10 protein-coding genes are annotated in these 12,519 nt (G+C 60.6%); 3 read left to right on the top strand and 7 right to left on the bottom strand.

The genetic code is table 11. From position 1 onward, the window contains the following. Positions 1–126 precede the first annotated feature (126 nt). The 5 genes from J3U06_RS05905 to J3U06_RS05885 all read right to left on the bottom strand — a co-directional run bounded on the left by J3U06_RS05905 (position 127) and on the right by J3U06_RS05885 (position 6,071). Positions 127–1,101, bottom strand: coding sequence for an ABC transporter substrate-binding protein (locus J3U06_RS05905; protein ID WP_045924190.1), 975 nt, complete (start codon positions 1,099–1,101; stop codon positions 127–129). A 181-nt stretch (positions 1,102–1,282) separates the two neighbouring features. Further along, on the bottom strand, positions 1,283–3,031 hold the full coding sequence (locus tag J3U06_RS05900) for an LpqB family beta-propeller domain-containing protein (RefSeq protein WP_267444604.1): 1,749 nt from the start codon (positions 3,029–3,031) through the stop codon (positions 1,283–1,285). Beyond that, the gene (gene mtrB / locus J3U06_RS05895) at positions 3,028–4,662 is read right to left on the bottom strand and encodes an MtrAB system histidine kinase MtrB (protein ID WP_267444603.1); all 1,635 of its coding nucleotides are present in this window, start codon (positions 4,660–4,662) and stop codon (positions 3,028–3,030) included. The genes J3U06_RS05900 and mtrB overlap by 4 nt, the downstream gene beginning before the upstream one ends. After that, positions 4,659–5,318 (bottom strand): response regulator transcription factor, encoded by a 660-nt coding sequence (locus tag J3U06_RS05890; RefSeq protein ID WP_254477182.1) that lies wholly within the window; start codon positions 5,316–5,318, stop codon positions 4,659–4,661. The genes mtrB and J3U06_RS05890 overlap by 4 nt, the downstream gene beginning before the upstream one ends. Before the next feature lie 174 nt (positions 5,319–5,492). After that, positions 5,493–6,071: a haloacid dehalogenase-like hydrolase gene (locus J3U06_RS05885; protein ID WP_267400111.1), complete on the bottom strand. Its 579-nt coding sequence runs from the start codon at positions 6,069–6,071 to the stop codon at positions 5,493–5,495. A gap of 329 nt (positions 6,072–6,400) precedes the next feature. Between J3U06_RS05885 and J3U06_RS05880 the strand changes: the two genes are divergently transcribed. Beyond that, complete coding sequence (locus tag J3U06_RS05880; protein WP_267444601.1) at positions 6,401–6,841, top strand: MarR family winged helix-turn-helix transcriptional regulator; 441 nt, start codon at positions 6,401–6,403, stop codon at positions 6,839–6,841. A 130-nt stretch (positions 6,842–6,971) separates the two neighbouring features. On the opposite strand, the gene J3U06_RS05875 is transcribed toward J3U06_RS05880, so the two are convergent. Further along, positions 6,972–8,369: an MFS transporter gene (locus J3U06_RS05875; RefSeq protein ID WP_267444600.1), complete on the bottom strand. Its 1,398-nt coding sequence runs from the start codon at positions 8,367–8,369 to the stop codon at positions 6,972–6,974. Positions 8,370–8,550: 181 nt separating this feature from the next. Beyond that, positions 8,551–9,945 carry a replication-associated recombination protein A gene (locus J3U06_RS05870; protein ID WP_267444599.1) on the bottom strand — a complete coding sequence of 465 codons (1,395 nt, stop codon included), beginning with the start codon at positions 9,943–9,945 and terminating at the stop codon, positions 8,551–8,553. Between the two features lie 244 nt (positions 9,946–10,189). On the opposite strand from J3U06_RS05870, the gene J3U06_RS05865 reads away from it, so the two are divergent. Both J3U06_RS05865 and J3U06_RS05860 read left to right on the top strand, forming a co-directional pair. Beyond that, positions 10,190–11,704 carry an ABC transporter substrate-binding protein/permease gene (locus tag J3U06_RS05865; RefSeq protein WP_267444598.1) on the top strand — a complete coding sequence of 505 codons (1,515 nt, stop codon included), beginning with the start codon at positions 10,190–10,192 and terminating at the stop codon, positions 11,702–11,704. An 86-nt stretch (positions 11,705–11,790) separates the two neighbouring features. After that, positions 11,791–12,516, top strand: coding sequence for an amino acid ABC transporter ATP-binding protein (locus J3U06_RS05860; RefSeq protein ID WP_220237396.1), 726 nt, complete (start codon positions 11,791–11,793; stop codon positions 12,514–12,516). The last annotated feature ends 3 nt before the right edge of the window (positions 12,517–12,519 follow it).

Here is a 12,519-nt window from a genome sequence, read left to right as displayed (position 1 = left end):
CTCATCAAACTGAATGCTGATCGAGGGGCGGTACCGAGGTCCCAAGACCCTTTCCCGCCCATGAAAAACGGCGTACCGCAACCTTCCCGGGTGCGCCGTCCTGTTTCCTATGCGATCAGCGATAGATCAGTACGCTCTGGAATCGATGACCTTCTTGGCCTCGTCGGCGGTGAAGACCTTCGAATCAATGACGATGTTCTTCTTGACCTTCTTGCCGTCCAGGTAATCCTTGACGGTCTTGGCGGTCGTTTCGCCGAAGAGCGGGTTGTACTCGATCACCAGCGACAGGTCGCCGTCGATCAGGGCCTTCAGAGCAGGCTTGGTGCCATCGATGGTGATGATCTTGACCTTGCCCTTGAGACCTGCGGCATCGACAGCCTGTGCAGCACCCAGGCCCATCTCGTCGTTCTGCGAGAAGATGAACTGGACATTCTGGCTCTTGTACTTATCCAGCAGTCCGGCGGTCACGGTCTTGGCCTCGTCAGTGGACCAGTTGGCCGACTGGCTCTCCAGAACCTTGATGTTGCCACCGATCTTGGAATCCCAGCCCTTCTGGCGGTCCTTGACCACCGACAGGCCGGCAGGGCCCTCCAGGATCAGGCCATTGGCTCCATCGGGGAAGTTCTTGTTGACGAACTCCGCAGCCTGCTGTCCTGCCCACTCGTTGGAAGGCCCGATGTGGGAGGCAACCAGGCTCTCATCCTTGGTCTGCACGTTACGGTCGACCAGGAAGACCGGGATCTCGGCCTCCTTGGCCTTCTTCAGCGACTCGTCCCAGCCGCTGTCCTCGGTGGAGGACAGGACGATGGCATCCACCTCGTCATTGACGAACTTGTTGAAAGCCTGGATCTGCTTCTGCTGATCGTTGTTCTGGGTCGGCGAATAGATCATGTTGAATCCGGCGTTCTTGAAGGCCTTCTTCAGATCGTTCTCATTGGCCGTACGGAAGCCGCCCTCGGGACCTACAGCCACAAACCCGATGGTCTTCTGCTTGTCGCCGCCCTTGCTGGAGCTGGATCCGGAAGACCCGCAAGCTCCCATGGCCAAGACCGCAGCCGAGGCCGTGGCGATGGTCAGCGCCTTCTTCAGTACTGTATTCATTGTTCTCCTCCTTGAGTAGTCAGCATCGAAGCCACAGCATTATGATCATCGATGATGACATCCACGATTTTCAGTATGGTTTTTCCGCTCACCGAGCTCAAGGCGCTGCGATAACAAATCGATAACAGTTCAATCATATTGACCAATGGGCCACAGTCGATCCCGCGCATCCTTGTGTTTGTTACCTGCCGCTGGTAACCGTATCCACCTGGGAATCAATGATGTACCACATGCCCTCCAGGGCTCCGGACAAACAATGGACAATGCCCGAACGGTCCAGGGCGATCAGGCTCTGCATCTGATTGACCTGCCCTGCAGCCAAGCCTGTGGTTCCTGCCGGTAGATGCTGGACCGTCTCCGGGCCGGGGGCGATCTGGGAATGGCCGCCCGCATCCATGTCGCCATCCTTGTAGACCAGGGTGTTGTCGTTGTAGAAGGTTAAGGCCCTGATGTCCCGATGCCGGGCGATGACCTGGATCTGGTCGCTCAAGCCCTTGGGCCGCTGATTCTCGCCTCGGACAATACCCAGCATGACCAGGGTGTTCATACCCTGCGAGCCGTCGTCGAGCACCAGGCACAGACGCTGCCCCTCAGGCGCCAGAGCCAGGGCGACCACACGCCGCCCATGCAGCCAGGGCAGGGTGAATTCCAGGGCGCCCGGCTTGCCTGTATCGACCAGGATGGCGGAATCGCTCTGCCTGACCGCCCAGATCTCATCGGTCAGACTGCCGGTTATGGCGGCAATGGGCGTGTCGACAAACAGTTTCCCGCAGGATGAAGCATCAGGCTTCAGACAGGTCACCTGGCCATGATCGGACAGCAGCGCTCCGCCATTGGAGGAAAAGACCAGCCCCTTGGGCTCATTAAAGACGGGGGGTTGTCCGACCCTGATCAGGTTCGAGGAGTTGAAACCTACCACCCCGCTGCTGCCCAGACTGTAGATGCGGTTGGAAGTCTGCCCTGAGGCCAGGGTCAGATCATCATCCGCGTGGGAGTAATCAATCCCTGACGCATCGATCACGCGCAGATCAAACTCGCCATTGCCGTCGCCCAAGAGCATCCGCATCTGATGGACCAGCATGGCCTTGTTTTCGCTGCTCAGGGTGGCGAAGGAGCTGCTGACTTTGATTTCCATGCTTCCCTTGACCTGCTGCACCGCGTCGACTGCCAAGGAGACCTTGGCGGTATTGAAGTTCGTCACGGAATCCCGCAGCCAAGCCGGAGGGCCCTTCAGCAGTTCCTTCAAGGCCAGGGTCCTCCAGTTGCGCCAGCCGAACCACCGGTTGTCAGGAACAGGCACACCCTTGGCCAAGGGGAACTGATAGATGACGACCTGACGGTAGACCTGCATGAAATCATCCGAAGAGATCACTATCCCCGCCGGGGCCTTGCTGATCCGCCATTGACCGCGAACCTTAGCAAGCTCAAACCGTTCGGTCCTGTACCCTGAGCCGCAGTCCTGCTCGGTGACGGAGAATATGCCATGGGCGTCCAAGGAACCAATGCACTCGGTAGTCAGGTCCAGGGCGGTCCTTTTCCCGCTGCCCTCGTCATCCACGCGGTCATAGACAGGGGAACCCTTATAGATCGAGACGGATGCATTGAAGTCCCATCCCGCAAAGGCCCGCTTGGTCATGTAGGACTTGGCGACAGCAAAGCCATCGCTTTGAATGCCGGTAGGCAAAGCCGCCAGGAAGCCCTTGACGATGCTCTCTGGTCCGGCTCCGTCCACAGGACCCTCCGGGGAGGAGAAGACCCGATGGGGCTGATTCTCAACGGGACTGAGCTGACGGACCGACCCGGAAGTAGGCAGTCCGAATGGAATGGAGCAACCTCCGGCGACCAGGGCAACCACCATGGCAGCACACAGGCCCAGCATCCGCACAGAGCGAAGGACTCTTGGCCAACGGGAGGGTCTGAAAACACTCATGATGCAGCCTCTTCAAAGGAGCCTTCCACATCCAGACCCTGACCAGGCTGGAATCGAACCGGCGCACTGCCCTGATCCAGTTGCTCGGAGACATCCCTGGGCAGGGTCAGCAGGAACCAGGTTCCCTGCCCGATCTGCGAGCGCACCTGGAGCAGCCCATGCATGAGATTGGTATTGTCCAGAGCTATCGACAGCCCCAGACCTGTACCGCCTGTCAACCGAGACCGTGACGGATCGGCCCGCCAGAACCGTTCGAATATATGAGTCAGGTCTTCGGGCGCAATGCCGGTTCCCCAGTCGCGCACACTGAATACCACGGCCTGCTCCGAGACGGCCAGCCGCAGCTGCACCGGCCCGTCCTCAGCGAAATCGATGGCATTGTTGACCAGATTGCGCAGAATCGAAGTACAACGGTTGGCATCGACGGTGATCATCACCTTGTGGTCGGGAAGGAGCGCATTCACTGCAACCCCCTTGGTCCCGGCTATCTGGGCGACCTGCTGCACCACCTTGCGAACCAGATCGCAGGCATCGCACAGGTCCGGATTCAGCGATGCCTGACCGGCCTCGTACCTGGATATTTCGAGAAGATCCTCAAGCATGCTGGCGAAGCGTGACACCTGTTTGTCCAGCAATTCCACGGTCCTGCGCTTGTTTGGATCCAGGTCGTCCCGACTCTGGAAAAGCAGGTCCGTGGCCATGCGGATGGTGGTGACCGGGGTTCGCAGCTCATGGCTGACGTCCGAAACGAACCTGCGTTGGTAGGCTTCGGCTTCCTCCAGCTGACCGATCTTTTCATTGATGGAATCAGCCATCACGTTGAAGGAACGCTGCAGGGTACCCAGCTCATCGGTTCGGTCCTCGGTGACCCGGACGTCCGACTCCCCTTGGGCCAATCCCTTGGCGGCACCTGCCACCTTGGTCACCGGACGGATGACTGAGTGAAGGGCCAGGAACACGATGATCCCCATCACCACGCTGGTCACCACGCTGACCGCGAGAAGGGCCATCTGCACGGAGAGAACGGAGCGCTGCTGGTCCGCAAAGGAGTAGATGGCGTAGAACTCGATCCCTCCGGTGGTGGCCGGCCTCAACATGGACCCCATGACGATGCCCGGGACCGGGTACTGGCCCTTGTCGGCCGTATTGATCATCTGCGAGTATGAGTGGCTGCCATTGGAGACGACGGCATTCCTGATTTCCGGAGTGATCAGGTCGCTGTCCCCCGGGGCAGTCGATACGGGGACGAACCTGCGGGCTGTGGAGTCATCTGGCCAGATGAAGACCCCAACCATGTTAGGGGCCCCCTCATTCTGAACATTGGCTGCCATATTGACCACCAGCTTTTGATAGCTCCCCTCGTCGTCGGAGATGTCTGCTGAGTCAAGTCCACCCTGAGCCCTGTTCAGCTCGGCAGCAAAGTCGGCCTGTGCCTGTCGCAGAACCTGGTTCAAGAGGGAGGTCCTGACCGAATACAGGGATGCTGTCATGAAGACGATGCCGATCAAAAGCGCCGAAACCGTCGCCAGAAGGACCATACGTACCTGCAAAGAGCTCCCGACCGCTTTGCGGAGTCTGCGCAGGGTCTTCCCGACTGTGGACGCGCCCTTGGGCCTGGTGCGGGTGCTCATGATCCTGGCTGCTCAGCCGCATACTTGTAACCGATTCCCCGAACCGTCTCGATGATTCTTGGATTTTCGGGATCGTCTTCGATTTTCTGCCTGAGACGCTGCACGTGGACGTTGACCAGGCGGGTATCGCCCATGTCCTGATAGTCCCAGACCTTTCGCAACAGCTCTGCCCGACTAAGCACCTCACCTGGGTGTGATGCCAGCACATAGAGCAGCTCGAACTCGGTTGGGGTCAGGGAAAGCTGAATGCCCTGCTTGACCGCAGTGTGTTTCTGCCGATTGATCTCTATCAGGCCGTGAATGATGGCCGGCAATCCCTGCCCGTTTTGTGCAGCGCGGACCGAGACCGGGCGGAGGCGGGCATGGATCCTGGCCAAAAGCTCATCAGTGCTGAAGGGCTTGACCACATAATCATCGGCTCCGGCCTCCAGACCCTCGACGATGTTCTTGGTATCGGACTTGGCCGTCAGCATGATGATGGGGACATTGGATCTGGATCTGATCCAACGGGCGATGCCGATCCCATCCATGCCGGGCAACATGATGTCCAGCAGCACCAGATCAGGTTCCACCGTAGGGAATATCTCCACTGCCCTGGACCCATCCGTGCAGGTCACTGGCCTGTAGGACTTTGTCTGTAACACTATCGACAACATCTCGCCCAGATCCTTGTCATCGTCGACAATCAGTATCGTGGCCGGCTCTTTCACAAGAAGCCCTCCCTCGTTCTCAGCATGCCATTATGCTCACTTGCTTCTAAGCAGAACGATAGCAGGGTTGGTCGGGGCTGAACCCGCCGACGGATCTAGGCGGAAATTGGCAGGGTTGACCTACTTGATCCGACGAACCCGGCCATGCTCCACCATGTAGGCTCGCCGTGCCAGATCGATCATGGGCAGATCGAAGGCCGAATCGGTGTAAAAGGCGTCGATGGCCGTCTTATGACCCAGAATCTGCTGAAAGTGCAGAGGCTTGTCAGGCCCAAAGTTGAGGTAGCCAACGGTCAGGGATTCCAAATCCAGGGTGGAGCCGATGCAGCGGGTGATGCCCAGTCGGCGGCAAGCCTCCCCGGCCACCAGATCGAAGGAGGCGGTCACCACCACGTCGTCAGCCTGGGGCGTGTACCAATCCATGATCTTGTGCATGTTGGCATCCCAGAATTGGTTGACCAACCGGTCCATGTCAAAGCCGGGACGGGAGGTCAGCCGACGCAGGTAGCGCGATCCCACCCGACGCATGGCGGAGTCCAGCTGCTCCAGGGTGACCCGGCCCAAACGGTAGCGAACGGCGTAGAAGAGGGCAATCGGCAGGTAGTGCAGCACCCGCGGATCCTTGCGGGCAGTGAACAGGTAGAAGTCAAGCAGGCTCTCGCCATCGTAGATGGTGCCGTCGAAGTCCAGTACCCGCATGCCAGTCCTTTCCAGATCTCAGCACTAAAAAGCGAACATTTTAGCATACCGTGGAGCAATGACGGTGATAGTCCCCGACTTCCATGGATCCTGTTCCGCCAGATGTTGACCCGAACAGCCTCGCGAATAGGCAGTCCCTGTCCTGATCGTAGATCATCCCCATGGTGTCGACGGTATTGATATGATGAAAAATGCGTCGTTCATATAGGGCCAAGGCTAGGGACTTGTCGAAAATAGGCCTGGAAGGGGAACGGCGCCGAAGGGGTCCATGCGGACAATCATGTCCGCCGAACTCTGTGATCTTCCTTATCAGCTAGGGGGCAGCAGCGATGTTGAAGAAGAGCCACTACCACAACCTGAGCAGCTGCATAGCCGGAATCTACCGGCATGCGCGCAACGATGCCAGCCGGTACGCAGGCGACTTCACCTTACGGGGCACCCAAGGTGATCTGATGGTGTATCTCTACGATCATCCAGGCCTCAGCCAGCGCCAAATAGCCCGGGACCTGTGCGTAGACCCCAGTCTGCTGGCCCGGGACCTGAAAGCCTTAAAATCCCTAGGCCTGGTCAGCCGTGAACAGAACCCCGCCGATCACCGGGTCAACATCATAGCCCTGACCGAGTCAGGCGCAGATATAGCTCGCAAGCGGATCAGATCGGTCAACAACTGGTGGATCGACCTGTTCAAGCAGAATCCCGATATCGACCCTGAAACCTTCCAGACCGAGCTGCGCTGCGTCTACAACCGGCTGCTGGCCAACCATCTCTGATTGCTCTTACTGCCCAAAATTTTTGCTGAGAAAAGGACCTGGCCGATGCCTTGGCCGCCCCTCGACGGCACCAGGCTCATGCCAAGTCCCTTGCTTTTCAGAGTCTTTACGCCCTTGGCACCGGCCTCTGTCAGCCCACCGAACGGCCGGAAGTCTCCCAGCCCATCAGGCCCACAACCAGCATGGAAGCCAGGGCCACCAGGCTGATGGTAACGAAGATTGAGGTGCTCCCCCACTGGCTGAGCATGGCACCAATGAGCACGGGCATGAGCACATTGCAGAGCTTGGCAACGGCATTGGCGATGCCCACACAACGGAAGCGGACCGTGGTCGGGAAGAGCTCGGGCGCATAGACAGCCACCACCGAAGACATGAGAACGTAGAGGCTGGCCATGAGCATGATGCCCACCAGAATGGCCGTGACCTGGCTGGTCTGCGCAGCGTAGAGCAGTCCAAAGACCGCCGTCAGCAGGAAGGCCGTGACGATGATCCGCTTGCGGCCGATCCGGTCCAGAAGCAGGGATCCGATCAGGCAGCCCAAGGGGGCGCCCAGCATCATCAGGGTGCTGATCCACAGGGATCCACTCAGATTTATGCCCCGCTTGAGCAGGATGGTGGGCACCCAGGAGGTGAAGGCATAGGAGCAGACGTTGGTGGCCGAAACCGCCACGGTGGCCACAATCAGGCCGCGAACAACGCTGCCCGAAGCCTTGGCGGATGGCTCGCCACCCTCGTTCCTTCCGTCAAGTGCGGAACCGCTGGCAGAACCGGAGTTTGACCCTACCCGGCCATTATCGGCCTCCAGAAGCTCGACCACCTGGACAGCCTCGTCCATCCGCCCATGCAGGGCCAGCCAGCGAGGGGACTCAGGGATGTCACGCCGCAGGTACCAGATCAGCGCAGCTGCCAGACCAATGCCCACGAAGAGCGGCCGCCAGGACCAGCGCGGAATGATCCAGGCGCACAGAAGCATGGCCAGAGGCACTCCGGTGTTGGCCACCAGTGAGACGATGGCGCTCCAACGGCCGCGGTGTTTGATGGGAGCGAATTCGTTGACCATGGAGAATCCGGTGACGATTTCGGCGCCCAGCCCCAGGCCAGCCCCCAGCCGGCAGACCGAGAGGATGGCCATGTTCGGGGCCAGAGCGCCCAGCAGGGTAAAGCCGCCGAAGAGCAGCAGGTTGATCTGATAGGCGGTCTTGCGCCCCCGCAGGTCTCCGATGACTCCGGCCAGCAACGAGCCCACCAGGAGCCCCAGGAAGCCAGCCGACAGGAAGAGGGAGTTCTGGGCGACCGTGGACCATCCGGTGCTCAAGGCTGAACTGGCTACAGCGCTGCCCACATAGACATCGATGCTGTCCATGAGCATTCCCGCGGCCACCAGGGCCACGATCTTGTAAAAAGTAGCCGATTCACGAGCATTGTCTACTCGCCGGGTAATCTCGCGGACCGCCAGGTCGTCCTCGGCCACGCCGAGACCTTTGGATTGTTCGGATATGTCTGCATTGTCAATGACCGCCGTCGACATCGTCACCCTCGCGCCCGTGCATGAGGCATGCCCCATGCGTCCATGCCAGACCTGCCGACAGCGACAGGCTCCTTGTGGGAGCATGGCGACCGTCAATATGGAAGGCCTGAACCCTGCGGCGTTTCGGTCATTGTGTGGCTGCTCAACGTCTATTGGGTGACCAGTATAGGAGTCTGGACGGTCATTGCCCAGACCCGGCGTTTCCCTCCGGCCCGGCGGCCCTGTCCAGGATAGCCCTGATGGCCTCCAGACGTGGGCCCAGCTGATGCTCGTATCCCCTATCATTGGGGTGGTAGTAGCGTCGTCCGACCAGTTCGTCCGGCATGTACTGCTGCGGTGCTACTGCATCCGGCGCATCGTGCGCATACTGGTAGCCTTCATGGTTGCCCCAGGCCTTCATCAGTTTGGTGGGAGCGTTGCGCAAATGGAGAGGCACCTGGCCGATATGCCCGGCGTCCACATCCTCCAGGGCTTGGTTGATGGCCAGGTAGGAGGCGTTGGACTTGGGTGCAGTGGCCACGGCGATGACTGCCTCGGCCAGGATCAGCCGGGCCTCTGGCATGCCCACCATGGCCACGGCCTGGGCTGCCGCGACCGTGATCTCCAGCACTTCCGGAGAGGCCATGCCCACTTCCTCGGCGGAGGCGATCATGATCCGTCGGGCGATGAAGCGGGGGTCCTCGCCTGCCCGGATCATCCGAGCCAGGTAGTGCAGGGCCGCATCCACGTCTGACCCCCGCATGGACTTGATAAAGGCCGAGGCCACGTCATAGTGGTCATCGCCCTTCTTGTCATAGCGGACGGCGGCCACGTCCATGACCGAGGAGACCACCTTGGCATTGATCAGGGGCCGACGCGCCCCCTTGGCACGAGGCCCATCCTCAGTGACCGCCCCGGCCGCAGCTTCAAGAATGGTCAAGGCCCGACGGGCATCACCCCCGGAAAAACGCACAATCTGGTTCAGAGCCTCGGAATCCAGCCGCACCTGATCCTTGAGCCCCCGCTGGTCCTTGACGGCCCGGCGGATCAGCTTGGCCAGGTCCTTGTCGTCCAGGGCCTCCAGCTTGACCACCACCGAACGCGAAAGCAGGGGCGCGATGACCGAAAAGCTGGGATTCTCCGTGGTGGCTGCGATAAAGGTCACATCCCGGTTCTCTACGCTGGGCAGCAGGGCATCCTGCTGGGACTTGGAAAAGCGGTGGACCTCATCGATGAAAAGGACCGTCTCCTGACCCTGGCTGACCAGCCGCTCCCGGGCCTGGGCGAGGACCTGCCGCACCTCCTTGACGCCCGAGGTGACGGCCGAAAGCTCCTCGAAATGCCGACCGGACTGTCGAGCCACAATGTAGGCCAGGGTGGTCTTGCCCACCCCAGGAGGGCCGAAAAGAATGACCGAGCTGGGAGCCGTCAGACGGTTGTTCGGATCCGACCGTGCCAGCCGTTCCAAGGGGGTTCCCGGAGCCGTGACCTTGTCCTGGCCGACCACCTCGTCCAGGCTCCTGGGTCGCATCCTGACCGCCAGAGGCAGGGTGTGCTCCTCAGGGGGATCCGCCGCCTGGAAGAGATCATCAACCATATGCAATACCTCATTCCTCGGAGCCCCTATGGCTCCCCGCCCTCACCAGCATAGGCCTGCGTCTGCCGCAAACAGCAGGACGAACGCGCTAGACTGGGAACCCATATAGCCGTATCGCCCAGCGCGTAGTTGGGCTCCGGAAACCCGGTGTGTGTACAGTTTACTGGTCATCCGCCTGAATATCTTCAGGAAGGCCCATGAAAACCGGGACCGGCACAGGTCGGAACAATAAGGAGAATCGCCAGTGATCGCCAAGCATGTTCGCCAGGGATGGACATCCGGTCCGGGCAGGTGGGCCATGGGCCTGCTAGCCCTGGTCCTGGGGCTCTCAGCCCTGATCGTCGCCCCCCTGGCCACGCCGGCGCAGGCGGCCCAGGACTCCCCCGCCGCGCAGGCGGTCCACGGACGCACCTTCCGCGTCGCCACCGACACCACCTTTGCCCCCTTCGAGTTCCGTGACTCCTCCGGCAAGCTGGTCGGCATCGACATGGATCTGATCCGCAAGATCGCCGACATCGAGGGCTTCTCGGTGCAGATCCAGTCCCTGGGCTTCAACGCCGCCCTACAGGCCTTGAACTCCCAGCAGGCCGATGTGGTCATAGCCGGCATGACCATCACCGACCAGCGCAAGCAGGTCTACGACTTCACCGACCCCTATTTCGACTCCGGCGTGCAAATGGCTATTGCCAAGGATAACGAGCAGATCCACAGCTACAAGGATCTGCGAGGCAGCGTGGTGGCCGTCAAGACCGGCAGCGAGGGCGAGGCTTTCGCCAAGCAGCGGGCGGCCCAGTACGGATTTAGCGTCAAGGCGGTGGACCAGTCCTCCACCATGTACGAGATGGTCAAGTCCGGCAACGCACAAGCGGTCATTGACGACTACCCGGTCCTGGCCTACGGCATCGCCCAGGGCAACGGGCTGAAGACCGTGACCAAGAAGGAGCCTGGCGCCTCCTACGGGGCGGCCGTCCGCAAGGGTGAGAACAAGGTATTTGTGGCCGCCTTCAACGAGGGTCTGGCCAAGATGAAGGCCGACGGCAGCTATAAGAAACTGGTCGAATCCTATGTGGGCAGCAGCCATTCCAGCAAGAATGACTCCGCCTCCCGGCCAGGATTCTTCGAGCTGGTCCGTCAGGCCTTCCCCTCCCTGATGCTGGGCCTGCGCAACACCCTGGCCATCACGGCCATATCATTCGTCATCGCCCTGGCCATCGGCATCATCCTGGGACTGTGGCGGATCAGCCCCAACCGTATCCTGTCCTGGATTGCCCGGATCTACGTGGCGGTCTTCAGGGGCACACCCGTCCTGGTCTGGGCCTTCTTCTTCTACCTGGGCGTTCCCCAGCTGATCGGCCACCGCATCAGCATCTGGCTGGCCGGCGTGCTGACCCTGTCTTTGAACTCCGGAGCCTACCTGGTCGAGATCGTGCGCGGGGCCATCGACTCGGTGGACGTCGGGCAGATGGAGGGGGCCCGCAGCCTGGGCCTGACCCGTCGCATGGCCCTGCGCCGGGTCATTCTGCCGCAGGCCGTCAGAATCGCCACGCCCTCCATCATCAACCAGCTGGTCATCATGCTCAAGGACTCCTCCCTGCTGCTGGCCATCGGCTTCGGCGAACTGCTCTATCAGGCCCAGCAGATCTACGCGGCCAACTTCCGCGTGACCGAAACCCTGTTCATGGTAGGAGTCATCTACTTCGTCGCCATCAGCGCCCTGACCTGGATGGCCAATATGCTCGATAGGAGGCTGCACCGATGAACTTCGAAGACCCGGACATGGACACCGGACGACTGACACGTCGCATCCGTCAGAACCAAAGTCGCCTCAGCCAGGGAAAGTCCCAGATGGCCGTATCCATCCGCGACCTGCACAAGCGCTACGGCGACACTGAGGTCCTCAAGGGGATCGACATGGAGGTCAAGCCGGGCGAGGTCATTTCCATCATCGGCCCCTCGGGCGCGGGCAAGTCCACCCTGCTGCGCTGCATCAACGCCCTTGAGATGCCGACCTCGGGCACGATCAGCGTCTATGGAATTGACATTTCCGATCCAAAGACCAACATTGACAAGCTACGCGAGCACGTGGGCATGGTCTTCCAGCACTTCAACCTCTTCCCCAACATGAGCGTGGCCGACAACATCATGCTGGCCCCCCGTATGCTGCACAAGACCCCCAAGGAGGATGCCCGGCAGCAGGCCCTGGACCTGCTGGAAATCGTCGGCTTGGAAGAGAGGGCGGACGCTCGGCCCACGGACCTGTCAGGCGGGCAGCAGCAGCGTGTGGCCATCGCCCGCGCACTGGCCATGCACCCGGACATCATGCTCTTTGACGAGGCCACCTCGGCCCTGGATCCGGAGATGGTGGGCGATGTTCTTGAAGTCATCCGCTCCCTGGCCGAGGGCGGCATGACCATGATTCTGGTCACCCACGAGATGGCTTTCGCCCGGGAGGTCTCCTCCAGGGTGATCTTCACCGATGCCGGGATCATCGAGGAAGAGGGCACGCCCGAGCAGATCTTCGGCCATCCGCAGAGCCCCCGACTGCAGTCCTTCCTTTCCAAGGTCCTCTAAGGA

This window comes from Bifidobacterium sp. B4142 (assembly GCF_026537325.1).
GTDB lineage: Bacteria > Actinomycetota > Actinomycetes > Actinomycetales > Bifidobacteriaceae > Bombiscardovia.
Note: the sequence above shows the minus strand (reverse complement) of the source record. Positions and strands in the feature narration are given on the sequence as shown.

Coding starts and splice junctions, on each gene's coding strand:
- J3U06_RS05905 (WP_045924190.1), bottom strand. CDS start 1,101: ATGAATACAGTACTGAAGAAGGCGCTGACCATCGCCACGGCCTCGGCT.
- J3U06_RS05900 (WP_267444604.1), bottom strand. CDS start 3,031: ATGAGTGTTTTCAGACCCTCCCGTTGGCCAAGAGTCCTTCGCTCTGTG.
- mtrB (WP_267444603.1), bottom strand. CDS start 4,662: ATGAGCACCCGCACCAGGCCCAAGGGCGCGTCCACAGTCGGGAAGACC.
- J3U06_RS05890 (WP_254477182.1), bottom strand. CDS start 5,318: ATGTTGTCGATAGTGTTACAGACAAAGTCCTACAGGCCAGTGACCTGC.
- J3U06_RS05885 (WP_267400111.1), bottom strand. CDS start 6,071: ATGCGGGTACTGGACTTCGACGGCACCATCTACGATGGCGAGAGCCTG.
- J3U06_RS05880 (WP_267444601.1), top strand. CDS start 6,401: ATGTTGAAGAAGAGCCACTACCACAACCTGAGCAGCTGCATAGCCGGA.
- J3U06_RS05875 (WP_267444600.1), bottom strand. CDS start 8,369: ATGTCGACGGCGGTCATTGACAATGCAGACATATCCGAACAATCCAAA.
- J3U06_RS05870 (WP_267444599.1), bottom strand. CDS start 9,945: ATGGTTGATGATCTCTTCCAGGCGGCGGATCCCCCTGAGGAGCACACC.
- J3U06_RS05860 (WP_220237396.1), top strand. CDS start 11,791: ATGGCCGTATCCATCCGCGACCTGCACAAGCGCTACGGCGACACTGAG.